Source organism: Pseudomonas fluorescens (assembly GCF_005938625.1).
Taxonomy (GTDB): Bacteria; Pseudomonadota; Gammaproteobacteria; order Pseudomonadales; family Pseudomonadaceae; genus Aquipseudomonas; species Aquipseudomonas fluorescens_BD.
In genome coordinates this window covers 425,368-451,991 of the sequence record NZ_VCNJ01000003.1, presented here as the reverse complement: position 1 = coordinate 451,991, position 26,624 = coordinate 425,368, and the positions used below count along the sequence as shown (strand labels likewise).

Genomic DNA, 26,624 nt, shown 5'->3' with positions numbered 1-26,624 from the left:
GAATTTCCACGTATGTGAATCCTCAGCATAGCGCCGATCAGGTGCGCTGACAGCCTGCCGGCGTGCCCTGGCCTACCACTTTGCGCTGCTCGTCATAAAGCTTGGCCCATGGCCGGAAGCCGATACTGCCGGCCTGCAACTGATAACGCTGGCCGGCGTTGAAGTCCTTGAATTTCACGCTCAACTGGCAATCGCGCCACAGCGGCTCGGCGTCGGGACCGATGTTGGTCGCCGCCACCGGAAACTGATAACGCACCTTCAATTCATGGCTGCCGGGCTGCACTTCAAAATAACGTTTATCGTCGGTCACGCTGCTATCGACCTTCAGCGCTTGCAAGGTTGTGTCCTGTTGCCGGGCATCGAGATCGATCCAGGCTTGCGAAGGGTCAGGATCGGGTATTCCGAATCCGGCACAACCGGCCAGCGTCAGCAGGCCTCCTGACAGCATCAACATGCGCATAGCGGTGCTCCTTTAGGCGGGATAGTCTTGCGAACAGACTCTCCGGGGGATTTCTTATTTTGAGCAGGCCGTTTCCAAGCCTTGGGTTACTTGATCGCGTTTTTCGGGTTTTGTTTCCGGGTGTGTTGTTTTTGTTGCTCAACGGTTGCGCCAGCGTCAGCTATTACAGTCAGTTGACCAGCGGCCAACTGCAATTGCTGCGCGCGCGCGAGCCGGTGGACAACGTCATCGCCGACCCGAGCCGCGATGAAAAATTGCGCAGCCACCTGGCCCAGTCGCAAAAGGCCCGTGCTTTCGCCAGCGAGCAATTGCACCTGCCGGACAACCAGAGTTATCGCCTTTACGCCGACATTGGCCGGCCATTCGTGGTGTGGAACGTGTTCGCTACTCAGGAGTTTTCCCTGACACCGCAGAACCATTGCTTCCCGATTGCCGGCTGCGTGGCCTATCGCGGTTACTACAGCCAGAGCGCCGCACGCGGCGAAGCGGCAATCCAGCGATTGCAGGGCATGGACGTGTCGATTGGCGGCGTGGAGGCTTATTCAACACTGGGCTGGTTTAACGACCCGATCCTTAATTCGATGATGGGCTGGGGCGATGAGCGCCTGGCCACGCTGATCTTTCATGAACTGGCGCACCAACGCTTTTATGTGAAGGACGACACCGAATTCAACGAGTCCTTCGCCACGTTTGTCGAACAGGAAGGCACGCGGCAGTGGCGGGCGTTTCGCGGGTTGCCGGCGGATACAGATTCACGGCTGAAGCAGCGCGATCAGTTTATAGAATTGGTCCTAGATACCCGCTCACGGCTGGAAAAGCTCTACGCGCAGTCAATGCCGGTTGAGCAAATGCGCGAGCGCAAAGCAGCCGAGTTCGAACAGTTTCGCCGGGATTATCGGGTGATGAGGGACAGCCAGTGGGCCGGGGACAAGCGTTATGACGCTTGGGTGAATACACCGTTAAACAATGCGCGGTTGTTACCGTTTGGGCTTTATGACCAGTGGGTGCCGGCGTTTGCAGCGTTGTTCAAAAACAACGGGGGGGATTGGCTGAGGTTTTATGCGGAGGTAGAGAAGTTGGGTGGGCTGCCGGTGGCTGAGCGTAAGGCGGCGCTGAAAGCGTTGGCAAAATCCTGATTTCGCATTGGCTGAGCCGGCCCCTTCGCGAGCAAGCTCGCTCCCACAGGGGGAATGCATTCCAAATGTGGGAGCGAGCTTGCTCGCGAAGGCAATTTAATCAGCGCTGCAGAAATGCCTGATGCAACTCGGCCAGTGATTCAAAGTGATAAGCCGGCGCTTCGGCATTCAACTCTTCAAAACTGCCAAACCCATAACCGACCGCCGCTGCATCCAGCCCATTGCTCCGGGCACCGATCAAGTCATGCTTGCGATCGCCAATCATCAGTGTATTCGCAGGATCCAGCCCTTCTTCCTTGATCAGATGCGCAATCAACTCAACCTTGTTGGTCCGCGTGCCGTCGAGCTCACTGCCGTAGATCACCTTGAAGTGCCGGGCAAAACCAAAATACCGGGCAATCTCGCGGGCGAATTCCCATGGCTTTGAGGTGGCGATGTACAACTGCCGGCCTTGGCCACTGAGAGTCTCCAGCAACGGCGTAACACCCTCAAACACACGGTTCTCGTACAGACCAGTGACCTTGAAGCGTTCGCGGTAAAAATTCACCGCCTGCCACGCCTTGGCTTCATCAAAATCGTAGAACTGCATAAACGCCTGCAACAACGGCGGGCCGATGAAGTGTTCGAGTTTGGTCAGATCCGGCTCGTCAATACCGAGCTTGGCGAGGGCAAACTGGATGGAACGGGTGATGCCCTCACGCGGGTCGGTCAGAGTGCCATCAAGGTCGAACAGTACGGTCTGGTAATGCATGAGTATTCCTGAGCAGTCGCGAATTCGATTCAGATTTGGTCGTAGCCTTCGGCCAGGTGCAGATCCTTGAGCTTCACGTAGTTGGCGGCGCTGTAGGTGAAGAAGGCTTTTTCCTTGTCGGTGAGCGGACGGATCTGTTTCACCGGGCTACCCACATAAAGGAAGCCACTTTGCAGACGCTTGCCCGGCGGTACCAGGCTGCCGGCGCCGATGATCACATCGTCCTCGACCACCGCGCCGTCCATGACAACGCTGCCCATGCCGATCAACACTCGGCTGCCAACGCTGCAGCCGTGCAGCATGACTTTGTGGGCGATGGTCACATCATCGCCGATCAGCAGCGGAAAGCCGTCAGGGTTGAACGGGCCGGCGTGGGTGATGTGCAGCACGCAGCCGTCCTGGACGCTGGTGCGCGCACCGATGCGGATGCGGTGCATGTCGCCTCGGATCACGGTCAGCGGCCAGACCGAGCTGTCTTCACCGATTTCGACGTCGCCGATCACCACCGCCGAACCGTCGACAAACGCGCCTTTGCTTAGGCTGGGGGTGTGATTCTGGTACTTGCGAACGGACACGATAATTTCTCTCTCTGTCGCCGATAGCTGCGGATGATGCCGATTGTAATTAAGATGGGGCAATGTTTCCCCAGCCAAGGTGCCAACCGTGAGCGTGAACAACCCTCTGCTGCAGTCCTACGACCTGCCACCGTTCTCCACGATCCGTGCCGAACACGTCCTGCCCGCCATCGAAACGATCCTGGCCGACAACCGCGTCGCCATTGCCGAAATCCTCAAGACCCAAGTCCAGAACCCGACCTGGGCCGGCTTGGTACTGGCGATGGACGAACTCAATGACCGCCTCGGCGCTGCCTGGAGCCCGGTCAGCCACCTCAATGCCGTGTGCAACAGCGCCGAACTGCGCGAAGCCTACGAGTCGTGCCTGCCGGCCCTGAGCGCCTACTCCACCGAGATGGGTCAGAACCGCGAGCTGTTCCAGGCTTATGAAGCGCTGGCCAACAGCCCGGAAGCCGCCGGTTTCGACGTGGCGCAAAAGACTATTCTGGAACACGCCCTGCGTGACTTCCGTCTGTCGGGTATCGACTTGCCGGAAGCCGAACAGAAACGCTACGCCGAAGTGCAGAGCAAACTGTCCGAGCTGGGCAGCCGCTTCTCCAATCAACTGCTCGACGCCACTCAGGCATGGACCAAGCACATCACCGACGAAGCAGCCCTCGCCGGCCTGACCGATTCGGCCAAGGCGCAAATGGCTGCTGCGGCACAAGCCAAAGGCCTCGACGGCTGGCTGATCACTTTGGAATTCCCGAGCTACTACGCAGTGATGACATACGCGCAAGACCGTGCGCTGCGTGAAGAAGTCTACGCCGCCTACTGCACCCGCGCCTCCGATCAAGGCCCGAACGCCGGTCAGAACGACAACGGCCCGGTGATGGAAGAGATCCTCGACCTGCGTCAGGAATTGGCCAAACTGCTGGGCTTCGCCAGCTTCTCCGAACTGAGCCTGGCGACGAAAATGGCCGAGTCCAGCGATCAGGTGCTGAGCTTCCTGCGTGATCTGGCCAAGCGCAGCAAACCGTTCGCCGCGCAGGATCTGCAACAGCTGCGCGCTTACGCCGCCGAACAGGGCTGCGCCGATCTGCAAAGCTGGGACAGCGGTTTCTACGGTGAAAAACTCCGTGAACAACGCTACAGCGTTGCTCAGGAAACCCTGCGCGCCTACTTCCCGATCGATAAAGTGCTGGGCGGTCTGTTCGCCATCGTGCAGCGTCTGTACGGCATCGAAATCGCCGAGCAGAAAGGCTTCGACACCTGGCACCCGGATGTTCGCCTGTTCGAAATCAAGGAAAACGGCCAGCACGTCGGCCGCTTCTTCTTCGACCTCTACGCCCGCGCCAACAAGCGTGGCGGGGCGTGGATGGACGGCGCCCGCGACCGTCGCCGCACGGTTGATGGCGTGCTGCAAAGTCCGGTGGCCAATCTGGTGTGCAACTTCACCCCGGCGGACAGCGGCAAGCCAGCGCTGCTGACCCACGATGAAGTGACCACCCTGTTCCACGAATTCGGTCATGGCCTGCATCACCTGCTGACCCGCGTTGATCACGCCGGTGTTTCCGGTATCAACGGCGTGGCGTGGGATGCGGTCGAGCTGCCAAGCCAGTTTATGGAAAACTGGTGCTGGGAGCCGGAAGGCCTCGCGCTGATTTCCGGTCATTACGAAAGCGGCGAGCCGCTGCCGCAGGATCTGCTGGAAAAAATGCTCGCGGCGAAGAACTTCCAGTCCGGCCTGATGATGGTCCGTCAGCTCGAGTTCTCGCTGTTCGACTTCGAACTGCATGCCACCCACGGTGACGGACGCAGCGTGCTGCAAGTGCTCGAAGGCGTGCGTGACGAGGTGTCGGTAATGCGTCCGCCGGCCTATAACCGCTTCCCGAACAGCTTCGCGCACATCTTCGCCGGCGGTTACGCGGCGGGTTACTACAGCTACAAGTGGGCTGAAGTGCTGTCGGCGGATGCCTTCTCGAAGTTTGAAGAAGACGGCGTGCTCAACGCAGAAACCGGTCGTGCCTTCCGCGAAGCGATTTTGGCGCGCGGCGGTTCGCAGGCACCGATGGTGCTGTTCGTCGACTTCCGTGGCCGTGAGCCGTCGATTGACGCACTGTTGCGCCACAGCGGCCTGAGTGAGGACGCGGCAGCATGAGTGAGGGGCCTGTGATTACCAAAAAACGCTTTATCGCCGGGGCGGTCTGCCCGGCGTGCAGCGAGCCGGACAAGTTGATGATGTGGAACGAAGACAGCGTGCCGCACCGTGAATGTGTGGCTTGCGGTTACTCCGACACGCTCAACGAGCAAGGGCTGTCGGTGCCGAGGGAGCTGGGCACGCGAGTCAATACCAGCGCGCTGAACAAACCTGCGCCGGACAAGAGTGTGCAGGCGGTGCAGTTCTTTCCGAATCCGAAGCTGAAGAAAAAGTCCGAAGACTGATTCGCTGCTTAGCCTTCCACGACGCAATGTCGTGGAAGGTCTCGGTTACTTCAGATTGACCGACTGAAACCAGCTCTTCATCGAGCAGGTGGCGAACGCGCTGGTGCTGCAGTCACCATTGGCAAGCGCCGTGCGCAGCTTGTCGACATCGGCCTGCATCACGTAGCGAACGCTATCGCGAAAATGCCCGCTTTCACCAAATCCGCCTTGGGTCATCTCGCTCAAGGCATCCTCTTTGCTCCAGCCCTGCACTACCACGCGGTACATCGCTGCCATCAGGCCAGTGCGGTCGGAGCCGTGTTTGCAATGCATCAACACCGGACCGTTGGCTTCGGCAGACTGAATAGCCCGCAAGGTCTTGAGCACATCGGCGTCGTCAACGTGGTTAGTGCGATACGGCAGTTGCACCTGGTTAATGCCCGGCTCGGACAACCAGTTGCTGTCGGCTTCCGGGAGGAAGTTGATCACCGTGGCGACCTTGAGATTTTTCAGCAACGGCACGGCGCCGCCATCCGGTAATGCGCTGCGATAGAGCGTCGGCGACATCTGGAACAGGTTGTATTGCACTTCGACCGGTTGCGCCCAATCAGCGGGACGGGCCGTCGCGGTTGCCGCAGCCTGGGCCGGCAGCCAGTGCAGCAGTGCTACAAGCGATAACCATAAAGCAGGGAACAAACGCACTCGGGACATGCTGGGTGACCGTGTCGGGATTCATCGATGAGAGGAGCCGCAGCTTCGATGTTCGGCGGTCAAAGCCCCGTGAGCCATTTGTAAAAGAATCGTGAATCAGCGCTGTTTCATTGAGTTCGGCCAAGAAAAACCGGTCTTTTTTCCACTGAATCGGTTCACCTCGAAGCTTAGCCTGCTACCATTTGTCACACGATGTTGCAGACGCGTCCCCCTTTCCCGGGTCAGACCGAATCCGTCTCGACGATAAATCCTCAAGCCGTTCGCAGAAACGGCCACCCCTGATGCCTGATGAGGTGCACTCCATGTCTGATGAAAGTCGAGACAACCCGCGGCGTGAGTTTTTGCGCAAATCCCTGACCCTGATTCCAGTGGTCACCCTGGCCGGCACCGGTCTGGGTAGCAGCGTCCTGCAAGCTGCGCCTGAAGCGGCACCGGCTGCGCCCGCGCCACAACCGGTTCGTGCTGACGCCAGCGTCTACCAACCGAACTATTTCACCGCCGAAGAGTGGGCGTTCATCAATGCCGCCGTCGCGCAGTTGATCCCCAACGATGCCCAAGGCCCGGGCGCGCTGGAAGCCGGCGTGCCGGAATACATCGACCGGCAGATGAACACGCCGTACGCCGCCGGCGCCCTCTGGTACATGCAAGGCCCGTTCAACGCCGACGCCGCTCCGGAAATGGGCTGGCAGAGCAAACTGGTGCCCAAAGAGATCTATCGCCTCGGCATCGCCGCCACGGATCAGTGGGCAAAATCCCTCAACGGTAAAGTATTTGCTGAGCAAGACAGCGCTACCCGAGACGATTTGCTCAAGCAACTTGAAGCCGGCAAACCACAGTTCGATGCGGTTCCGGCGAAGATTTTCTTCAATCTGCTGCTGCAAAACACCAAGGAAGGGTTTTTCTGCGACCCGATCCACGGTGGCAACAAAGGCATGGTCGGCTGGACCATGATCGGCTTCCCCGGCGCCCGCGCCGATTTCATGGATTGGGTGGAACGCAACGAGCAATACCCCTTCCCGGCAGTTTCGATTCGCGGCGAGAGGGCGTAAGCATGGCAACGGTAATGAAGAAGGTTGACGCAGTCATCGTTGGTTTTGGCTGGACCGGCGCGATCATGGCCAAGGAACTCACCGAAGCGGGCCTCAACGTGCTGGCGCTGGAGCGCGGGCCGATGCAGGACACCTACCCCGACGGCAACTACCCGCAGGTGATCGACGAACTCACCTACAGCGTGCGCAAAAAACTCTTTCAGGACATTTCGAAAGAAACCGTCACCATCCGTCACAGCGTCAACGACATCGCCCTGCCGAACCGCCAGTTGGGCGCGTTCCTGCCGGGCAACGGCGTTGGCGGTGCCGGCCTGCACTGGTCGGGCGTGCACTTCCGCGTCGACCCGATCGAGTTGCGCATGCGCAGCCACTACGAAGAGCGCTACGGCAAAAGCTTTATCCCCAAGGACATGACCATCCAGGACTTCGGTGTCAGCTATGAAGAGCTGGAGCCGTTCTTCGATTTCGCTGAGAAAGTCTTCGGCACCTCCGGCCAGGCGTGGACGGTGAAAGGTCAACTGGTCGGTCAGGGCAAGGGTGGCAACCCTTATGCGCCCGATCGCTCCAACCCGTTCCCGCTGGAAGCGCAGAAGAACACGGTGTCCGCACAGCTTTTCGGCAAAGCGGCCACAGAAGTCGGCTATAAACCTTACAACCTGCCTTCGGCGAACACGTCCGGGCCGTACACCAACCCTTACGGCGCGCAGATGGGTCCGTGCAACTTCTGCGGTTTCTGCAGCGGCTATGTCTGCTACATGTATTCCAAAGCATCGCCGAACGTGAACATTCTGCCGGCGCTGAAGCCGCTGCCGAATTTCGAGCTGCGCGCCAATGCCCACGTGCTGCGGATCAACCTCGACAGCACCAAAAGCAAAGCCACTGGCGTCACCTACGTCGACGGCCAAGGCCGCGAGATCGAGCAACCGGCGGATCTTGTGATCCTCGGCGCGTTCCAGTTGCACAACGTGCGTCTGATGCTGCTGTCCGGCATCGGCAAGCCGTACGACCCGATCAGCGGCGAAGGCGTGGTCGGGCGTAACTTCGCCTACCAGAACATGGCGACCATCAAGGCGTTCTTCGACAAGGACACCCACACCAACAACTTTATCGGCGCCGGCGGCAACGGCGTGGCGCTGGACGACTTCAACGCCGACAACTTTGACCACGGCCCGCACGGCTTCGTCGGCGGCTCGCCGATGTGGGTCAACCAGGCTGGCAGCCGACCGATTGCCGGCACCTCGAACCCGCCGGGCACACCCGCGTGGGGCAGTGCCTGGAAACGTGCAACCGCCGATTACTACACCCACCAGGTGTCGATGGACGCCCACGGCGCGCATCAGTCCTACCGTGGCAACTACCTTGATCTCGACCCGGTGTACCGCGATGCCTACGGTTTGCCACTGCTGCGGATGACCTTCGACTGGCAGGAAAACGACATCAAGATGAACCGCTTCATGGTTGAGAAAATGGGCAAGGTCGCCGAAGCGATGGGGCCGAAAGCGATTGCAGTGATCGGCAAGAAAGTCGGCGATCACTTCAACACCGCGTCTTACCAGACCACGCACCTCAACGGTGGCGCGATCATGGGCACCGATCCGAAGAAGAGCGCGCTGAACCGCTACTTGCAGAGCTGGGACGTGCACAACGTCTTCGTCCCGGGCGCCTCGGCGTTCCCGCAGGGCCTGGGCTACAACCCGACCGGCCTGGTTGCCGCACTGACCTATTGGTCGGCGAAGGCGATCCGCGAACAGTACCTGAAAAATCCCGGCCCGCTGGTTCAGGCTTAAGGAGCGATGACCATGAAAAATCTCATTATCGCGACTTTGGCGCTGCTCGGCAGTGCCTCCATTCATGCGGCCGACGTTGATCAAGCTTTGATCAAGCAAGGCGAATACCTCGCCCGCGCCGGTGATTGCGTGGCTTGCCACACCGCCAAGAACGGCAAACCGTTCGCGGGTGGCCTGCCAATGGAAACGCCGATCGGCACGATCTACTCCACCAACATCACCCCGGACAAGACCGGCGTCGGTGAATACAGCTTCGAAGACTTCGATCAGGCCGTACGCCATGGCGTCGCCAAAAACGGCAGTACGTTGTATCCGGCGATGCCGTATCCCTCCTACGCGCGTGTCAGCGAAACCGACATGCAGGCGCTTTACGCGTACTTCATGCACGGCGTAGAACCGGTGGCGCAGGAGAACAAGGCCAGCGAAATTCCGTGGCCATTGAGCATGCGCTGGCCGCTGATGGGCTGGCGCTGGATGTTTGCGCCGAAGGTCGAGGACTACAAAACGACAAGTGCCGACCCGGTGATCGACCGTGGCGCCTATCTGGTTGAAGGCCTCGGTCATTGCGGCGCCTGCCATACGCCACGCGCGCTGACCATGCAGGAAAAATCCCTGACCGCTGCCGATGGCAGCAACTTCCTCGCCGGCAGTGCACCGCTGGAAGGCTGGATCGCCAAGAGCCTGCGCGGCGATCACAAGGATGGCCTCGGCGGCTGGAGCGAAGAGCAACTGGTGCAATTCCTCAAGACCGGACGCAGTGATCGCAGCGCCGTGTTCGGCGGCATGAGTGATGTGGTCACCCACAGCATGCAATACATGACTGACGCTGATCTGACGGCGATTGCCCGCTACCTCAAATCGCTGCCGGCCACTGATCCGAACGACCAGCCGCATCAGTACGATGAGAAAGCCGCCAAGGCGCTGTGGAACGGTGACGACAGTCAACGCGGTGCCTCGGTGTACATCGACAACTGCGCGGCGTGCCACCGCACCGATGGCCACGGCTATACCCGGGTGTTCCCGGCGCTGGCAGGCAATCCGGTGTTGCAATCGGAAGACCCGACTTCGTTGATCCACATCGTGCTCAAGGGCGGTACGCTGCCTGCGACACACACCGCACCGTCGACCTTCACCATGCCCGGTTTCGCCTGGCGCCTGTCGGATCAGGAAGTGGCGGATGTGGTGAGTTTCATCCGTGGCAGTTGGGGTAATAAAGGTGCGCCGGTCACGGCTGCTGATGTTGCCGAGCTGCGCAAGGAGGATATGAAACACACCTCCAGCGATGACCTCGGTCAGGTGACACAACACAACTGACCAGTCGCCCGACGGCACTAGCCAGATGCGTGACGCCCCGATACTGTGTGCATATACAGTGTCGGGGCGTTTTCATGTCTACTCCATTACCACCTCGCGGTCGCGGCACCGCGACCAATCCGCACAATCGCTTCGCCCCGAATCGCTCGGTGGCGGAGGATGACGGCTGGTATCAGGAAGTGCCGCTGACCCAAGGCACCGAGGTGATGATCGAAACCGCAAAAACCATCATCACCCGCAACACCTCTCCGGATCTGCCTTTCGACCGCTCGATCAACCCTTATCGAGGCTGCGAGCATGGCTGCATCTACTGCTACGCACGGCCCAGCCACGCCTATTGGGACATGTCGCCGGGGCTGGATTTCGAAACCAAGCTGATTGCCAAGACCAACGCCGCCCAAGTGCTGGAAGAACAGCTCGGGAAAAAAGGCTATCAATGCGCGCCGATCAATCTGGGCTCCAATACCGATCCGTATCAGCCGATCGAACGCGAACACAAAATCACCCGCCAGACCCTCGAAGTGCTGCTGCGCTATCGGCACCCGGTGACCATCGTCACCAAGGGTTCGCTGATTCTTCGCGATCTAGATCTGCTGACCGAGCTGGCCCAGCAACGGCTGGTCGCGGTGATGATCAGCCTGACCACGCTGGATGACGAACTCAAACGCATCCTCGAACCGCGCGCCGCTGCCCCCAAAGCGCGGTTGCGCGCCATTCGGGTGATGCGCGAGGCCGGCATTCCGGTTGGTGTGCTGTGTTCGCCAATGATTCCGATGATCAACGACAGCGAGATCGAGAGTCTGCTCACCGAAGCCCACGCCGCCGGTGCGCAAAGCGCGGCCTACATGATGCTGCGCCTGCCGCTGGAAGTGGCGCCGTTGTTCGAGGAATGGCTGCAAGCGCACTATCCACAAAGGGCGGCGCATGTGCTGAGCCTGATCCGCCAGAGCCGTGGCGGCGAGCTCTACGACAGCCGTTTTGGCGCGCGCATGCGCGGTGAAGGGGTGTTCGCCGAGCTGCTCGCGCAACGATTTGCCAAAGCGATCAAGCGTCTTGGCATGAATCATCGCGAAGGCTACAACCTCGATTGCACTGCCTTCTGTCCGCCGGGTCGCCAGATGTCGTTGATTTAGCGACAATTGGCCTATGGTTGAGGGGTTGGAATCCTTCCGCCGAAATCACCCAGTCACGTTTTTTGTGACCTGGAACACACGTTCTAGAGCGTTTGATTCAGTTTGAGTTAAGTTTCGGCGGCTACCTTGTTCATCGAGTGACTGACGGGTCGGGATGACCCGGATGTTTTAAACAGCCACTGGCTTCATACCGGAATACATGGGAATGACTCCCCTAATCCGCCAAAGAGGATGAATCATGAGTGACAAGGATAAACAGCCGTTGGCTGCGTCGGCGCAAACCCCTGAAGCGGAATCCGCCGATGCAGCGCTGCGACAGATCGTAGACGGCTTTTTGCATTTTCATCATGAGGTCTTCCCACAGCAGGAAGAACTCTTCAAGAAACTCGCCACGGCCCAGGCGCCCAAGGCGATGTTCATCACTTGCGCCGACTCGCGCATCGTCCCCGAGCTGATTACCCACAGCTCGCCCGGCGATCTGTTCGTGACCCGTAACGTCGGCAACGTCGTGCCGCCTTACGGGCAGATGAACGGCGGCGTTTCCACCGCAATCGAATACGCGGTACTGGCGCTCGGCGTGCAGCACATCATCATCTGCGGCCACTCCGATTGCGGCGCCATGCGTGCGGTGCTCAACCCGGACAGCCTGGAAAAAATGCCCACGGTCAAAGCCTGGCTGCGCCACGCTGAAGTCGCGAAAACCATGGTGCATGAAAACTGTAACTGCGCCGACGAAAAAGAAAGCATGCCGATCCTCACCGAGGAAAACGTCATCGCCCAATTGCAGCACTTGCGTACCCATCCTTCGGTAGCCTCGCGCATGGCGAACGGTCATCTGTTCATCCATGGCTGGGTCTACGACATCGAAACCAGCGAAATCAAAGCTTACGACGCGGATCAGGGCCGTTTCCTGCCGCTCGACGGCAGCCATCCGATTCCGGTGGCGACGCCCAAAGCGCGCTTCTAAATCCTCCTAAACATCTGTGTGGTTTGACGCCGGTCGCTGATTCAGCGACCCGGCCTTGCCATGCCTGAAGAAAACTTCGGGAGAATCGCCATGCGTGCGGCTCAATTGAAAGCGGTGTTGCCACGGGAGCTGCTCGCTTCAGTGGTTGTGTTTCTGGTCGCCCTGCCTCTGTGCATGGGTATTGCGATCGCCTCAGGATTGCCGCCGGCCAAGGGTTTGATCACCGGGATCATCGGTGGTCTGGTGGTTGGCTGGCTGGCGGGGTCGCCGTTGCAGGTCAGCGGGCCGGCGGCGGGTCTGGCGGTGTTGGTGTTCGAACTGGTGCGCCAGCACGGCATCGAGATGCTCGGACCGATTCTGCTGCTCGCCGGTTTTCTGCAACTGGTCGCCGGCCGCTTGAAACTGGGTTGCTGGTTTCGGGTCACGGCGCCAGCGGTGGTGTACGGGATGCTGGCGGGGATTGGCGTGTTGATCGTGCTGTCGCAGGTGCATGTAATGCTCGATGCGTCACCGAAGCCCTCTGGGCTGGATAACCTGACGGCATTCCCGGCAGCCGTGGCGCAGGCCTTGCCGTCGTTCGGCTGGCAGGCCGGGCTGCTCGGGCTGTCGACGATTGCGGTGATGTGGTTGTGGGAGAAGTTTCGTCCGCATTCGCTGCGCTTCGTGCCTGGGGCATTGCTCGGCGTCGGTCTGGCGACCGGGGCGAGTCTGTTGCTGGCGTTGCAGGTGAAACGCGTCGAGGTGCCGGCGAATCTGGCGGAAGCTATTGATTGGCTGAAACCGGCGGACCTGCTCAGCCTGGCCGACCCGACGCTGCTGATTGCTGCGTTTGCGGTGGCGTTTATCGCCAGCGCGGAAACCCTGTTGTCCGCCGCAGCGGTGGATCGCATGCACAGCGGCGTGCGTTCGGACTTCGACCGTGAACTGTCGGCGCAGGGTGTCGGCAACATGCTCTGCGGTCTGCTCGGCGCGCTGCCGATGACCGGGGTGATCGTGCGCAGTTCGGCTAACGTCCAGGCCGGCGCGACCACGCGTTACTCGACGATCTTCCATGGTCTGTGGCTGCTGGCGTTCGTGTTGCTGCTGTCGAGTGTGCTGCAAAGCATTCCGGTGGCGAGTCTGGCGGGGGTGCTGGTGTACACCGGTTTCAAACTGGTGGATCTCAAAGCGTTTCGAGGTCTGAGTCGTTATGGACGCATGCCGATGTTCACCTACGCGGCGACGGCGCTGGCGATCATCTTCACTGACCTGCTGACAGGCGTGTTGATCGGTTTCGGTTTGACGATGTTGAAACTGGCGTTCAAGGCGTCGCGCCTGAAGATCAGCCTGATCGATCTGCCGCAGGATGGCGAGATGGAGTTGCGTCTGGTCGGCGCGGCGACATTCCTCAAGGTGCCGGCGCTGACGCAAGTGCTGGGCAGTATTCCGCAGGGGACGACGGTACATGTGCCGCTCAATAACCTGAGCTACATCGACCATTCGTGTCTGGAGTTGCTGGAAGAGTGGGGCCGGGCAAATGCGGCGAAGGGGTCGAAGCTGTCGATCGAGTCGCGGGGGTTGAAGCGCAGGCTTGAGGGACGGATTCGCACAACAACAGGCATCGGTGCAGCCGGCTAAATTTGCTGGCTGAACTCAACCGCTGTAGGAGCTGCCGCAGGCTGCGATCTTTTGATGTTGTTTTTAACAATCAAGATCAAAAGATCGCAGCCTGCGGCAGCTCCTACATTGGATCGGGTGAACTCAGGCAGCAGGCTGGTCGAGTTCCAGGCCCACACCCAGTCGGCGGCCCATGCACGGCCAGCGTTTCCACGCCGCACCGGTGTCCGGGCTGCTGAGTTTGCCGCGGTAGGCTTCTACCGATTCCAGCGCAAAACTCTCGTCGTTGAGCATCTCGTCGATCGCGTGATGCACCGCTTCGTCCAGTTGGTTGGCAAATTCCTCACCGATCAATTGGTGAGCAATCAAGTTGGCGACCGTCATGTCCAAGGGGATCAGTGGCTGGCCGAAATGCTTGATGTACAGGTCGTTGACCTCTTCGACAAAACGGTGCGCCAGATAGGCTTCGTCGAGCAGGCTGTCCAGGCCAACGTGCCCGGCCATGATGGCTGGCGGCTGGAGGAAATACTGCTCGGCGATTTTCAGCACCGGTTTGATCTGCGATTCGATTCCCGCTTCCCTGGCAACTTCATTGGCTGCATCCAGCAGGTCTGGCACTTCATCGATATAGGCGGCGACAAAACGCGTCAGCACACCATTGGCGTCGGCTTCCGGCAATTGGATCGCCGGGTGTAAATGAGGCAGCTTGCTTTCCAGCTGACGGGTCAGCAGGCCGGTTTCTTTTTCGTGTTGTTGGGCTTTTTGGATCTGCTCGCGCAATGCGGCGGTGTTCATGAAAACTCCAGGAAACAAGGCAATGAAATAGGGAAGACATAACTTAGCTGGCTTACGAAAAATGCTAAGACGCATTTGTCATAATTATTTCATCCTTGATGCACCTGCGTTATATCGGTTTGCCACCACTCGTCTGCATCCTTCTCCATTCGTGCCCTTGAACGCAAGTGCCAGCTGTTTCAGTTCATTTACGTGTGCACATTGCAATTTCCCGTCGCTGTCTATACTCGCCATTGAATGGAGTTAGCTGATGACGCCCGACTGCACCCGCAGCAAGGCCCGGCGATTCAAGTTCGTAGTCTGATGCAGCCGCTCCCTTGCCGCAGGCGAAAGCCGGCGGGATAACAAGAACGATAAGGGGAACCCGCAATGATGCGACATCCACACGTCTGGATGGGCCTCCTGTTGTGGTCGATTTTCAGTCCGGCGCACGCCGCCTGGACTGTGAATATGGCGCCTGGAGCGACTGAAATCAGTCACGCAGTATTCGACCTGCACATGACCATTTTCTGGATCTGTGTGGTGATCGGGATCATCGTCTTCGGCGCCATGTTCTGGTCGATGATGGTGCACCGCCGTTCTACCGGGCAGGTCGCCGCAAAATTCCACGAAAGCACCACCGTCGAAATTCTCTGGACCGTCGTACCGTTTCTGATTCTGGTGGCGATGGCCGTGCCGGCGACCGCCACCCTGATCAAGATGTACGACACCAGTGAGCCGGATATCGATATCCAGATCACCGGTTATCAGTGGAAGTGGCACTACAAATACCTGGGTCAGGACGTCGAGTTCTTCAGCAACCTGGCCACCCCCGCCGAGCAGATCCACAACAAGGAAGCCAAGGGCGAGCACTACTTGCTCGAGGTCGACAAGCCGCTCGTGCTGCCGACCGGGGCCAAGGTGCGCTTCCTCGTGACCTCCGCCGACGTTATTCATTCGTGGTGGGTGCCGGCCTTCGCGGTGAAACGCGATGCGATTCCGGGGTTCGTCAACGAGGCGTGGACGCGCATCGACAAGCCCGGCATTTACCGTGGCCAGTGCGCCGAATTGTGCGGCAAGGATCACGGCTTCATGCCGATCGTGGTCGAGGTCAAAGAGAAGGCCGACTACGACAAGTGGCTCGCCGAGCGCAAAGCCGAAGCTGCGCAGCTCAAAGAACTGACCAGCAAGGACTGGACCCTCGATGAACTCAAGGAGCGTGGCGACAAGATCTATCACACCACCTGCGTGTCCTGTCACCAGGCCGAAGGTCAGGGCCTGCCGCCGATGTTCCCGGCGCTCAAGGGCTCGGAACTGATCATGAAAGGCAGCAAGGCCGATCACCTGCATCGCGTGGTCTTCGGCAAACCGGGCACCGCCATGGCGGCCTTCGGCAAGCAGCTGTCGGAAGTCGATATCGCAGCGGTCGTGACTTACGAACGTAACGCCTGGGGCAACAACAAGGGCGACATGGTCACGCCAAAAGAAGTGCTGGAGATGAAACAGGCGGGGGACAAATGAGCCGGCCTATCGCATCTACCCGCCACGGTTCGCGGCTCAGCGCCGCGAACCACCTCGCCTGTTCACGTAAAGGAGACCGGCCATGAGCGCTGTAATCGATGACCATGGTCATGCCGACCACGCCCACGGCCCCGCCAAAGGCCTGATGCGCTGGGTGCTGACCACCAACCACAAGGACATCGGCACGTTGTACCTGTGGTTTGCGTTCTGCATGTTCCTGCTCGGCGGTACGTTCGCGATGGTGATTCGCGCCGAACTGTTCCAGCCGGGGCTGCAAATCGTCGAGCCGGCTTTCTTCAACCAGATGACCACCATGCACGGCCTGGTGATGGTCTTCGGTGCGGTGATGCCAGCGTTCGTCGGCCTCGCCAACTGGATGATCCCGTTGATGATCGGCGCGCCAGACATGGCCCTGCCGCGGATGAACAACTTCAGTTTCTGGCTGTTGCCGGCGGCATTCCTGATCCTCGTCTCGACCCTGTTCACCCCCGGTGGCGGGCCGAACTTTGGCTGGACGTTCTATGCGCCGCTGTCGACCACTTACGCGCCGGAAAGCGTGACGTTCTTCATCTTCGCCATCCACTTGATGGGGATCAGTTCGATCATGGGCGCGATCAACGTGATCGCGACCATCCTCAACCTGCGCGCCCCCGGCATGACGCTGATGAAAATGCCGCTGTTCGTCTGGACCTGGCTGATCACCGCGTTCCTGCTGATCGCGGTGATGCCGGTACTGGCCGGCTGCGTGACGATGATGCTGATGGACATCCACTTCGGCACCAGTTTCTTCAGTGCCGCCGGTGGCGGTGACCCGGTGTTGTTCCAGCATGTGTTCTGGTTCTTCGGGCACCCCGAGGTGTACATCATGATCCTGCCGGCGTTCGGCGCCGTCAGCTCGATCATCCCGACCTTCTCGCGCAAGCCGCTGTTCGGCTACACCTCGATGGTCTACGCGACGGCGAGCATCGCCTTTCTGTCGTTCATTGTCTGGGCGCACCACATGTTCGTGGTCGGCATCCCATTGGTGGGCGAGCTGTTCTTCATGTACGCCACGCTGTTGATCGCGGTGCCGACAGGGGTGAAGGTGTTCAACTGGGCCAGCACCATGTGGCAAGGCTCGCTGACCTTTGAGACACCGATGCTGTTTGCCGTGGCGTTCGTGATCCTGTTTTCCATCGGCGGTTTCTCCGGGTTGATGCTGGCCATCGCCCCGGCGGACTTCCAGTATCAGGACACCTACTTTGTGGTCGCGCACTTCCACTACGTGCTGGTGCCGGGGGCGATTTTCGGGATCTTCGCTTCGACCTATTACTGGCTGCCGAAATGGACCGGCCACATGTACGACGAAACCCTCGGCAAGCTGCATTTCTGGCTGTCGTTCGTCGGCATGAACCTGACCTTCTTCCCGATGCACTTCGTCGGTCTTGCGGGGATGCCGCGACGGATTCCGGACTACAACCTGCAGTTCGCCGACTTCAACATGGTCTCCTCGATCGGCGCGTTCATGTTTGGTGCGACGCAGATCTTCTTCCTGTTCATCGTTATCAAGACCATACGCGGCGGCCCGCCAGCACCGGCCAAACCGTGGGATGGCGCGGAAGGCCTGGAGTGGAGCGTGCCGTCACCGGCGCCGTATCACACCTTCACCACACCGCCGGAAGTGAAATGACTGTGGGAGCGAGCTTGCTCGCGAAGAACGATAACTCGGTTTCACTGAGAAACCGCAGCGCCTGCTTCGCGAGCAAGCTCGCTCCCACAGAGATTCATGTGGAGGCTGAAAATCATGGCTGACTCGATCTCGCTGAAAAAACTCGTCACTCGTCTGCTCGGTGTAGTGGTGGCGATGTTTGTCTTCGGTTTTGCCCTGGTGCCGATCTACGACGTGATGTGCAAAGCCTTCGGCATCAATGGCAAGACTGCCGGGCAGTACGAGGGTGAGCAAGTGGTCGACACTTCCCGCCAGGTCCGTGTGCAGTTTCTCTCGACCAACACCGCCGATATGCCGTGGGACTTCTACCCCAAGCATGACGAACTCACCGCCAATCCCGGCGCGGTCAACGAGATGATCTTCATCGCACGCAACCCCACCGATAAACCGATGAGTGCGCAAGCCGTGCCGAGCATCGCGCCGAGCAATGCGGCGGCGTACTTCCACAAGACCGAATGCTTTTGCTTTACCCAGCAGGTGCTGCAGCCCGGTCAGCAGATCGAGATGCCGGTGCGCTTCATTGTTGACCGCGACATGCCCAAGGATGTGAAGCACCTGACGCTGTCCTACACGCTGTTCGATATCACCGCCCGACATCCGCCGGTGGCTGTAAACACTGGCGGTTGAGCGTGCCCGATAAGGAGAACAATAAATGGCAACTCATGAGCACTATTACGTACCGGCCCAGAGCAAATGGCCGATCATCGCCACTTTCGGCATGGCCATTACCGTGTACGGCCTCGCCACCTGGTTCAACGATCTGAAAGCGGCGCGCCCGGAATCCCACGGCCCGTACATCTTTTTCGTCGGTGGCCTGTTACTGGCGTACATGCTGTTCGGCTGGTTCGGTACGGTGATCAAGGAAAGCCGCGCGGGACTTTACAGCGCGCAGCTGGATCGCTCGTTCCGCTGGGGCATGAGTTGGTTCATCTTCTCCGAGGTGATGTTCTTCGTCGCCTTCTTCGGCGCGCTGTTTTACGTGCGCCACGTCTCCGGCCCGGCGCTCGGCGGGGAAGGCACCAAAGGCATCGCGCATATGCTCTGGCCGAACTTCCAGTTCACCTGGCCGCTGCTGCACACGCCGGATCCGAAACTGTTTCCGCCACCGAAAGAAGTCATCAGCCCCTGGGGCCTGCCGCTGATCAACACGATTCTGCTGGTCAGCTCCAGCGTGACCATCACCATCGCCCACCATGCTTTGAAAAAGGGCCATCGCGGCGCGCTGAAAATCTGGCTGGCGATCACCGTGCTGCTCGGCTGCGCGTTTCTCGGTTTCCAGGCTGAAGAATACATGCACGCCTATCACGAACTGGGGCTGACCCTCGGTTCGGGCATTTATGGCGCAACGTTCTTCATGCTCACCGGTTTCCACGGCGCCCACGTGACCATCGGCACAATCATTCTGTTTGTGATGCTGATGCGCATCATGAAGGGCCATTTCGACAACGAGCACCAGTTCGGCTTCGAAGCGGCGAGCTGGTATTGGCACTTCGTCGACGTGGTGTGGATCGGCCTGTTTATCTTCGTCTACGTACTTTAACAACAGCTGCAAGCCACAACAAAAGCTGCGAGCTGCAAGCTTCAAGGCAAAGCGGTAAGGCTTTTAACTTATAGCTTGCCGCTTGCCGCTAGTGTCTACCACGTCACGTGCGACACCAATTGGCCGCTGTAAAAGCCCCAGGCGATCAAGCCGACGGTGGCGGCGGCCAATGCCACCCGAACACTCAAGGCGATGACCAGGCGATTGGAGCTGCTGTCGTCCTTGACCAGGAAAAACAGGCCGCTGAACAGGCTGATCACCGTGGCAATCAGCATCAGGACGATCGCTGTTTTGAGCATGGGAAGAACTCCGGGGGACAGGCGATGCAGTTGAGTATAGCGATCGCGACGACTGACTTTGTGGCGCAGCCATGAAGCGTTTTCGTCCGGGCGTAATTCCCACCGTAGTGGTGGCGTTGTTGCTGCCGCTGCTGGTGTCGCTGGGCTTCTGGCAACTGAGCCGGGGCGCCGAGAAAACCGCCCTGCTCGCCAGTTACGCCGAACGCCGCGCGGCCGAACCGATGGCCAGCACCGAGTTGCCGAGCAGCGCCGATCCGGCTTATCGCCGCGTGCATCTGCACGGCCAGTTCGATGCTGCGCACAGTTTGTTGCTGGATAACCGCCAACGTAACGGCAAGGTCGGCGTCGAGTTGCTGCAACCGTTTCAGGATCAACGCACCGGTCTTTGGATGCTGGTCAATCGCGGCTGGTTACCGTGGCCGGATCGCCGCGTGCCGCCGCAATTCACCACGCCCACTGATGCATTGAATGTCGATGCCTGGGTCTACGTCGCCCCCGGCGCTACTTTTCAACTGCACGCCGATCCGGACAGCAGCACCTGGCCGCAAACCATCACCGCCGTCGAACCCGCCAAGCTGTGGAAAACCCTCGACCGCGACGGCTTCGCCTACGAATTACGCGCCGAACCCGGCCCGGCCAGCTACGAGGCCGATTGGCCGGTGGTCGCCATGGGCCCGGAAAAACACCTCGGTTACGCCGTGCAGTGGTTCGCCATGGCCACCGCCCTGCTCGGCCTCTACGTCTATTTGGGCTTGCACAACGCAAAGGAGAAACACCATGGGAACGGCCATGAATCCACCCAGCATGTCTGAGGCGAAACCTGCCGCCAGCCGTCGTCGCGGGCGCATTCAATTGCTGCTGATATTGCTCGGCGTGATTGGCCCGATGGTGCTCGCCACCGGCATGTACAAATTGCAGTTCTGGGTGCCGGAAGGTCGCAGCTATCACGGCGAACTGATCGGCAACGGCCAGACCCGCGCCGACCTCGGTGTGCAGGCCGATGAAGAGCGTTGGCAGATCCTGGTCACCGCGCCGAAGGATTGCGCGGTGGACTGCCAGCAACTGGTGTACCTGGCGCGGCAGATCCAGATCGGCCTCGGTCGTGATGCCGGCCGCGCCAGCCATGCCCTCGCCGCTGCGCAACCGGTCAGCGCTGATTACGACGCCAAGCTGAGCCGCGAATACCCGCAACTGCAACGCTATCCGCTGGACGCCAGTGTGTTCAGCAAGACCACGGGCGATAAAGCCACGCCGCAACTGTGGATCATCGACCCGCACGGCAACCTCGTGCTGCGCTACGAGCCGAATGTGAAAGGCAAGGATCTGCTCAACGACCTGCGGCACCTGCTGAAACTGTCGAACATCGGATAAGGGCATCGTCATGGCCAAACCTGGATTTCGCCTCGCGCTGTTTGCCACCCTGCTGGCACTGATTGTGGTGCTGCTCGGCGCCTACACGCGCCTGACCCACGCCGGCCTCGGCTGTCCGGACTGGCCGGGTTGCTACGGCTTTATCAGCGTGCCGAAAAGCGAAGCCCAACTGGCCCATGCCGAACTGCATTACCCCGACTCGCCGGTAGAGGCGCACAAGGGCTGGAACGAGATGATCCACCGCTACTTCGCCGGCACCCTCGGCATGCTGATTTCGATTCTGGCCGGGCGGGCGTGGGTCAATCGACGTCATCCGGGGCAGCCGTTGAAACTGCCGTTGTTTCTGCTCGCGGTGGTGTTCGCACAAGCGGCGTTCGGCATGTGGACGGTGACGCTCAAGCTTTGGCCGCAGGTGGTCACCGGACATTTGCTCGGCGGGTTTGCGACCTTGAGTCTGTTGTTTTTACTGACGTTGCGATTGTCCGGGGTGCTGCCGGCGCTGACCGTGCCCAAGCGTTTGCAGTATTGGGCGACGGCGGGACTGTTGTTGGTGATTGGTCAGATTGCACTAGGTGGCTGGGTCAGTTCCAACTACGCGGCGGTGGCGTGCATCGACTTCCCGACCTGCCACGGGCAGTGGTTGCCGACAGCGGATTTCGCCAATGGCTTTCATCTGACGCAACACATCGGCCCGAATTATCTCGGCGGGCAACTCGACAGTGATGCGCGCACGGCGATTCATCTGACTCACCGGATCGGCGCGCTGCTGGTGACGTTGGTGCTGCTCGGTCTTGCGTGGCAATTGAAAGTGGTCGGCATGACAAGGCTGGCCGGTCTGGTGCTGATCGCCCTCGCGGCGCAGATCACCCTCGGCATCAGCAACGTGTTGTTCCATCTACCGCTGCCAGTGGCGGTCGCACATAACGCTGGCGGTGCGGCGCTGCTGCTGACCATGGTGCTGGTCAATTATCACGCGCGAACCAGTCTCGTTCGGGTCAAACAACCGGTGCTCGCACGCTGGCGCCTCAGCCCGCGCAAACATTCCGCCGCGCCCATCACAATAAAAGGAGAAACGCCGTGGCGATTCTGATTGGCGAACGCCCGCATCAGGCGATCTGGCGTGATTACCTGGAACTGACCAAACCGAAAGTCGTGGTGCTGATGCTGATCACCTCGCTGGTCGGCATGTTTCTGGCAACTCGTGCCGGGGTGCCGTGGACGGTGCTGGTGTTCGGCAATCTGGGTATCGCGTTGTGTGCTGGTGGGGCGGCGGCGGTCAATCATGTGGTCGATCGGCGCATCGATGCGGTGATGGCGCGCACGCACAAACGGCCGCTCGCTGAAGGACGGGTTTCGCCGGCGGCGGCGCTGACCTTTGCGTTGGTACTGGCGCTGCTCGGTCAGGCCTTGTTGCTGACCTTCACCAATCCGCTGACGGCGTGGCTGACGCTCGCTTCACTGCTCGGTTACGCGGTGATCTATACCGGTTTCCTCAAACGCGCGACGCCGCAGAACATCGTCATCGGTGGCCTCGCCGGCGCCGCCCCGCCACTGCTCGGCTGGACAGCTGCCACTGGCCACGTCAGCGCCGAACCGTTGCTGCTGGTGCTGATCATCTTCGCCTGGACGCCACCGCACTTCTGGGCGCTGGCGATTCATCGCAAAGAGGAATACGCCAAAGCCGACATTCCGATGCTGCCGGTCACTCACGGCGAGCACTACACCAAAGTGCACATTCTGTTGTACACCTTCGCGCTGCTGGCGGTGAGCCTGCTGCCGTACGTGATCCACATGAGCGGCGTGCTCTACCTGATTTGCGCGCTCGCTCTGGGCGCAAGGTTTCTGCAATGGGCCGTGGTGCTGTACCGTGGCACTCGGCCGCACGCGGCGATCAACACCTTCAAGTACTCTATTTGGTACTTGTTTCTGCTGTTCATCGCCCTGCTCGTAGACCACTACTTACTGTTGAACCTATGACTCGAACCCAGAAAACCGTCTTCATCCTCGTCGCCGTGATCGCGCTGATCCTGGGACTTACCGTCAACAAAGTGCTGAGCGGCAAGGGCCAGGGCGACCCGACGGCGCTGATCGACGCCGGCATCATCCTGCTGCCGCAGAGCCGTAATTTGCCGGACGTGACGATGACCGATCAGGACGGCAAACCGGTGGCGATCAATGAGTTGAAAGGTAAATGGAGCCTGTTGTTCTTCGGCTACACCTTCTGCCCGGACATCTGCCCGACCACGCTGGCGCAGCTGCGGCAGATCAAGAGCGAGTTGCCCAAAGACGCTGTGGACAAGTTGCAGATCGTGCTGGTCAGCGTTGACCCGAACCGCGATAACCCCAAGCAGTTGAAGCAGTATCTGGGTTACTTCGATCCGCAGTTTGTCGGCCTGACGCCGACCTCGATTGAAGAGCTGCAGAAGGTCGCAAATGCGGTGAGTATCCCGTTTATTCCGGCGGATACCAGCAAGCCGAATTACACCGTCGACCATAGCGGAAACCTCGCGGTAATCGGGCCGGACGGGACGCAGCGGGGGTTTATTCGGGCGCCGTTGAACAACGCCAAACTGGTTGCGCAACTCCCGGTCATGCTTAACCGTAAGTGACAGTTTAAAAGCCAAGAGCCCCTCACCCTAACCCTCTCCCGGAGGGAGAGGGGACTGAATGGGGGATGGTGAAGAAATACGCCGACCTGTAAGCGCTGTGCTGAATCCATAATCGCCAGGATCGTTCAGGTCGATGTGCTGTGTCGAATCCATAATCGACTGGATCTTTCAGGTCGATGTAGAACGCAAGACACCTCGGTCTGCCCCCTCTCCCTCTGGGAGAGGGCTGGGGTGAGGGGCCGCTTCACTGCAGGTTCAAAGCCAAACACCAGACACAAAAAAGGGGACGCTCATGGTGTCCCCTTTTCGTTGCAGCCACCCAAATCAGAACGCCGGCAACACCGCGCCTTTGTACTTCTCGGTGATGAATTTCTTCACTTCCGGGCTGTGCAGGGCTGCAGCCAGTTTCTTCATCGAGTCGCTGTCCTTGTTGTCCGCACGGGACACGAGGATGTTCACGTACGGCGAATCATTACCCTCGATCACCAGTGCATCCTTGGACGGATCAAGCTTGGCTTCCAGCGCGTAGTTGGTGTTGATCAGCGCCAGATCGACCTGGGTCAGCACGCGCGGGATGGTCGCGGCTTCCAGTTCACGGATCTTCAGATCTTTCGGATTCGTCGCGATGTCTTTGACGGTCGACAGGATGTTGGTCGGATCCTTCAAAGTGATCACGCCAGCCTTGGCCAGCAGCAACAGCGCACGGCCGCCGTTGGTGGCGTCGTTCGGAATCACCACGTTGGCGCCGCTTGGCAGATCCTTCAGATCCTTGAGCTTGCTCGAGTAGGCGCCCAGTGGCTCCAGGTGCACACCGGTCACGGCGACCAGGTTAGTACCCTTGGCCTTGTTGAACTCATCGAGGTACGGCTGGTGCTGGAAGAAGTTGGCGTCCAGACGCTTTTCGGCGACCTGTACGTTCGGCTGAATGTAGTCGGTGAAGACCTTGACCTTCAGATCCACGCCTTCTTTGGCCAAGGCCGGCTTCACGAACTCGAGGATTTCCGCGTGCGGCACCGGAGTGGCGGCAACGGTCAGGGTTTCGGCGTGGGCCGAGAATGCTGCAACGGCAGCAAAAGCAGCGATCAGTTTTTTCATTCAGCTAACTCCTTATGAGGCGCCCGTCTGGCGCCTGCCAGCGAATGGCCGGCTCATCTGTTCAATACACAACCGGTTATTTGCGCGAGAAATGCACGACCAGTCGATCACCGACCATTTGCAGCACTTGCACCAGAATCAGCAGCAACACCACGGTGACGATCATCACGTCAGTCTGGAAACGCTGGTAGCCGAAACGGATGGCCAGATCACCCAGACCACCGGCACCGACCACACCGGCCATCGCCGTGTAGGACACCAGTGTAATCGCCGTCACCGTAATCGCCGCGAAAATGCCCGGGCGGGCTTCCGGCAGCAAGGCGTTCATGATGATCTGCCGCGTGGTCGCGCCCATCGACTGGGTCGCTTCGATGATGCCGCGATCGACTTCACGCAGCGCGGTTTCCACCAGACGCGCGAAGAATGGTGTCGCACCGACCACCAGTGGCGGAATCGCACCAGCCACGCCCAGCGACGTGCCAGTGATCAGCACGGTGAACGGGATCATCACGATCAACAGAATAATGAACGGCAGCGAACGCAGGATGTTCACCGCCAGCGACATGAACGCATAGAGGCCACGGTTTTCCAGCAACTGGCGCGGGCTGCAGAGGAACAGCAACACGCCCAGCGGCAGGCCGAGCAACACGGTGAACAGCAGCGAACCGCCGAGCATCAGCATGGTGTCGCCAGTGGCCAACCAGATTTCGTACCAGTCGATATTGGTGAAGAAACTGATCAGGTCTTCCATTAGCGCAATACCTCCATGTGAACGTCAGCGGCGGTGAAGCGGGCGAAGGCCGCTTCCATGTCGCCACCGGTGACGGCGAGGGTCAATTGCCCGTACGGAATGTCTTTGATGCGGTCGATGCGACCGGCAAGGATGCTGTAGTCGACGCCGGTTTCCCGGGCGACGGTACCGAGCAACGGCGCGTAGGTCGCTTCGCCCTGGAAGGTCAGACGCACGATGCGGCCTGGCACGTGAGCGAAGTCATCACGCTGTTCGCTCTCGTCGATCTGCTCGCTTTCCTGAACGAAACGCTTGGTGGTCGGGTGCTTGGGATGCAGGAACACATCGGCCACCGAACCTTGCTCGACGATCACGCCGGCGTCCATCACTGCCACCTGGTCACAGACGCGACGGATCACATCCATCTCGTGGGTGATCAGGACGATGGTCAGTTTCAGTTCGCGGTTGATCTCGGCCAGCAATTGCAGAACCGATGCGGTGGTCTGCGGGTCGAGGGCGCTGGTGGCCTCGTCGCACAGCAGAATTTTCGGCTTGGTTGCCAGGGCGCGAGCGATGCCGACGCGCTGCTTCTGGCCACCGGACAATTGCGCCGGGTACTTTTTCGCGTGGTCGGACAGGCCAACCCGCGCCAGCAACTCGGCAACGCGCTTGTCGATCTCGCTGCCCGACAGTTCGCCGGCCAGGGTCAGCGGCAACGCAACGTTGTCGGCCACGGTCTTGGAGGCGAGCAGGTTGAAGTGCTGGAAGATCATCCCGACTTGCTGGCGGAAACGGCGCAGGCCGTTGGCGTCCAGTGCGGTGACTTCTTCGCCATCGACGATGATCTTGCCGCCGCTGGAGCTCTCCAGGCGATTGATCAGACGCAGCAGGGTACTTTTGCCCGCGCCGGAATGGCCGATGAGGCCGAACACCTGCCCGTTCTCGATGGAGAGACTGGTCGGGTGCAGCGCGGGAATGTCCTTACCGGCGACGCGGTAAGTCTTGTGGACGTTTTGAAACTCGATCACGTAGCGAACCTTGTGGGGCGCGTTAGAAAAGGATCAGCGGTTAGCCGGGCGCGCATTTTAGCCTGTC

General features: G+C 59.8%; 27 protein-coding genes. 18 read left to right on the top strand and 9 right to left on the bottom strand.

Features of this window, described 5'->3' with window-relative positions; all coding sequences use genetic code 11:
• Nucleotides 1-37: 37 nt before the first annotated feature.
• Nucleotides 38-460, bottom strand: coding sequence for a hypothetical protein (locus FGA82_RS04005; protein WP_141126099.1), 423 nt, complete (start codon nt 458-460; stop codon nt 38-40).
• A 59-nt stretch (nt 461-519) separates the two neighbouring features.
• Between FGA82_RS04005 and FGA82_RS04000 the strand changes: the two genes are divergently transcribed.
• Complete coding sequence (locus FGA82_RS04000) at nt 520-1,596, top strand: aminopeptidase (RefSeq protein ID WP_141126098.1); 1,077 nt, start codon at nt 520-522, stop codon at nt 1,594-1,596.
• A 100-nt stretch (nt 1,597-1,696) separates the two neighbouring features.
• On the opposite strand, the gene FGA82_RS03995 is transcribed toward FGA82_RS04000, so the two are convergent.
• Both FGA82_RS03995 and FGA82_RS03990 read right to left on the bottom strand, forming a co-directional pair.
• Entirely contained in the window at nt 1,697-2,347 is a 651-nt protein-coding gene (locus FGA82_RS03995; RefSeq protein WP_141126097.1) for an HAD family hydrolase, read from the bottom strand.
• Between the two features lie 29 nt (nt 2,348-2,376).
• The gene (locus FGA82_RS03990; RefSeq protein WP_141126096.1) at nt 2,377-2,922 is read right to left on the bottom strand and encodes a gamma carbonic anhydrase family protein; all 546 of its coding nucleotides are present in this window, start codon (nt 2,920-2,922) and stop codon (nt 2,377-2,379) included.
• An 88-nt stretch (nt 2,923-3,010) separates the two neighbouring features.
• Here FGA82_RS03990 and prlC point away from each other — a divergent pair, with 88 nt between their 5' ends.
• Together prlC and FGA82_RS03980 are read left to right on the top strand one after the other, a co-directional pair.
• Nucleotides 3,011-5,062 carry an oligopeptidase A gene (gene prlC, locus FGA82_RS03985; RefSeq protein ID WP_141126095.1) on the top strand — a complete coding sequence of 684 codons (2,052 nt, stop codon included), beginning with the start codon at nt 3,011-3,013 and terminating at the stop codon, nt 5,060-5,062.
• On the top strand, nt 5,059-5,346 hold the full coding sequence (locus FGA82_RS03980) for a YheV family putative zinc ribbon protein (protein ID WP_141126094.1): 288 nt from the start codon (nt 5,059-5,061) through the stop codon (nt 5,344-5,346). The genes prlC and FGA82_RS03980 overlap by 4 nt, the downstream gene beginning before the upstream one ends.
• 45 nt (nt 5,347-5,391) lie before the next feature.
• Here the strand turns inward: FGA82_RS03980 and FGA82_RS03975 are convergent, their stop codons facing one another.
• Complete coding sequence (locus FGA82_RS03975; RefSeq protein WP_141126093.1) at nt 5,392-6,036, bottom strand: dual specificity protein phosphatase family protein; 645 nt, start codon at nt 6,034-6,036, stop codon at nt 5,392-5,394.
• Between the two features lie 302 nt (nt 6,037-6,338).
• On the opposite strand from FGA82_RS03975, the gene FGA82_RS03970 reads away from it, so the two are divergent.
• From FGA82_RS03970 to FGA82_RS03945, 6 genes are all read left to right on the top strand, one after another.
• Nucleotides 6,339-7,085 carry a gluconate 2-dehydrogenase subunit 3 family protein gene (locus FGA82_RS03970; protein WP_141126092.1) on the top strand — a complete coding sequence of 249 codons (747 nt, stop codon included), beginning with the start codon at nt 6,339-6,341 and terminating at the stop codon, nt 7,083-7,085.
• A gap of 2 nt (nt 7,086-7,087) precedes the next feature.
• A complete protein-coding gene (locus FGA82_RS03965; protein ID WP_141126091.1) occupies nt 7,088-8,872 on the top strand; it encodes a GMC family oxidoreductase in 1,785 nt (594 codons plus the stop codon).
• A gap of 12 nt (nt 8,873-8,884) precedes the next feature.
• Complete coding sequence (locus tag FGA82_RS03960) at nt 8,885-10,186, top strand: c-type cytochrome (protein ID WP_141126090.1); 1,302 nt, start codon at nt 8,885-8,887, stop codon at nt 10,184-10,186.
• Nucleotides 10,187-10,260: 74 nt separating this feature from the next.
• On the top strand, nt 10,261-11,319 hold the full coding sequence (locus FGA82_RS03955; protein WP_141126089.1) for a PA0069 family radical SAM protein: 1,059 nt from the start codon (nt 10,261-10,263) through the stop codon (nt 11,317-11,319).
• 238 nt (nt 11,320-11,557) lie between these two features.
• The gene (locus FGA82_RS03950) at nt 11,558-12,286 is read left to right on the top strand and encodes a carbonic anhydrase (protein ID WP_007911720.1); all 729 of its coding nucleotides are present in this window, start codon (nt 11,558-11,560) and stop codon (nt 12,284-12,286) included.
• Between the two features lie 90 nt (nt 12,287-12,376).
• Entirely contained in the window at nt 12,377-13,903 is a 1,527-nt protein-coding gene (locus tag FGA82_RS03945) for a SulP family inorganic anion transporter (protein ID WP_141126088.1), read from the top strand.
• A gap of 123 nt (nt 13,904-14,026) precedes the next feature.
• On the opposite strand, the gene FGA82_RS03940 is transcribed toward FGA82_RS03945, so the two are convergent.
• Complete coding sequence (locus FGA82_RS03940; RefSeq protein ID WP_093429493.1) at nt 14,027-14,677, bottom strand: hypothetical protein; 651 nt, start codon at nt 14,675-14,677, stop codon at nt 14,027-14,029.
• Nucleotides 14,678-15,046: 369 nt separating this feature from the next.
• Between FGA82_RS03940 and coxB the strand changes: the two genes are divergently transcribed.
• The 4 genes from coxB (at nt 15,047) to FGA82_RS03920 (ending at nt 19,425) form a co-directional block, all read left to right on the top strand.
• The gene (coxB, locus tag FGA82_RS03935) at nt 15,047-16,177 is read left to right on the top strand and encodes a cytochrome c oxidase subunit II (RefSeq protein WP_141126087.1); all 1,131 of its coding nucleotides are present in this window, start codon (nt 15,047-15,049) and stop codon (nt 16,175-16,177) included.
• Between the two features lie 82 nt (nt 16,178-16,259).
• Nucleotides 16,260-17,846 carry a cytochrome c oxidase subunit I gene (ctaD, locus tag FGA82_RS03930; protein ID WP_016986466.1) on the top strand — a complete coding sequence of 529 codons (1,587 nt, stop codon included), beginning with the start codon at nt 16,260-16,262 and terminating at the stop codon, nt 17,844-17,846.
• A 114-nt stretch (nt 17,847-17,960) separates the two neighbouring features.
• On the top strand, nt 17,961-18,512 hold the full coding sequence (locus FGA82_RS03925) for a cytochrome c oxidase assembly protein (RefSeq protein WP_038365040.1): 552 nt from the start codon (nt 17,961-17,963) through the stop codon (nt 18,510-18,512).
• Between the two features lie 25 nt (nt 18,513-18,537).
• Nucleotides 18,538-19,425, top strand: coding sequence for a cytochrome c oxidase subunit 3 (locus tag FGA82_RS03920; RefSeq protein ID WP_141126086.1), 888 nt, complete (start codon nt 18,538-18,540; stop codon nt 19,423-19,425).
• A gap of 95 nt (nt 19,426-19,520) precedes the next feature.
• Here FGA82_RS03920 and FGA82_RS03915 read toward each other — a convergent pair whose 3' ends face one another.
• Complete coding sequence (locus FGA82_RS03915) at nt 19,521-19,724, bottom strand: twin transmembrane helix small protein (protein WP_102902573.1); 204 nt, start codon at nt 19,722-19,724, stop codon at nt 19,521-19,523.
• Nucleotides 19,725-19,795: 71 nt separating this feature from the next.
• Between FGA82_RS03915 and FGA82_RS03910 the strand changes: the two genes are divergently transcribed.
• The 5 genes from FGA82_RS03910 to FGA82_RS03890 are packed head-to-tail and all read left to right on the top strand — an operon-like array spanning nt 19,796 to nt 23,704.
• Nucleotides 19,796-20,536, top strand: a complete 741-nt coding sequence (locus tag FGA82_RS03910) for an SURF1 family protein (protein ID WP_141126085.1) — start codon at nt 19,796-19,798, stop codon at nt 20,534-20,536.
• On the top strand, nt 20,502-21,095 hold the full coding sequence (locus tag FGA82_RS03905) for a hypothetical protein (protein ID WP_141126084.1): 594 nt from the start codon (nt 20,502-20,504) through the stop codon (nt 21,093-21,095). The genes FGA82_RS03910 and FGA82_RS03905 overlap by 35 nt, the downstream gene beginning before the upstream one ends.
• Before the next feature lie 10 nt (nt 21,096-21,105).
• A complete protein-coding gene (locus FGA82_RS03900; RefSeq protein WP_141126083.1) occupies nt 21,106-22,185 on the top strand; it encodes a COX15/CtaA family protein in 1,080 nt (359 codons plus the stop codon).
• Nucleotides 22,173-23,072, top strand: a complete 900-nt coding sequence (cyoE, locus tag FGA82_RS03895; protein WP_038365028.1) for a heme o synthase — start codon at nt 22,173-22,175, stop codon at nt 23,070-23,072. The genes FGA82_RS03900 and cyoE overlap by 13 nt, the downstream gene beginning before the upstream one ends.
• The gene (locus FGA82_RS03890; protein WP_007911741.1) at nt 23,069-23,704 is read left to right on the top strand and encodes an SCO family protein; all 636 of its coding nucleotides are present in this window, start codon (nt 23,069-23,071) and stop codon (nt 23,702-23,704) included. Before cyoE ends, FGA82_RS03890 begins: the two co-directional genes overlap by 4 nt.
• 324 nt (nt 23,705-24,028) lie before the next feature.
• On the opposite strand, the gene FGA82_RS03885 is transcribed toward FGA82_RS03890, so the two are convergent.
• The 3 genes from FGA82_RS03885 to FGA82_RS03875 form a co-directional block, all read right to left on the bottom strand.
• A complete protein-coding gene (locus FGA82_RS03885) occupies nt 24,029-24,799 on the bottom strand; it encodes a MetQ/NlpA family ABC transporter substrate-binding protein (protein WP_141126082.1) in 771 nt (256 codons plus the stop codon).
• Nucleotides 24,800-24,875: 76 nt separating this feature from the next.
• Nucleotides 24,876-25,550 (bottom strand): methionine ABC transporter permease, encoded by a 675-nt coding sequence (locus FGA82_RS03880; RefSeq protein WP_016986455.1) that lies wholly within the window; start codon nt 25,548-25,550, stop codon nt 24,876-24,878.
• Nucleotides 25,550-26,557, bottom strand: a complete 1,008-nt coding sequence (locus FGA82_RS03875) for a methionine ABC transporter ATP-binding protein (protein WP_141126081.1) — start codon at nt 26,555-26,557, stop codon at nt 25,550-25,552. Before FGA82_RS03875 ends, FGA82_RS03880 begins: the two co-directional genes overlap by 1 nt.
• Between the last annotated feature and the right edge of the window lie 67 nt (nt 26,558-26,624).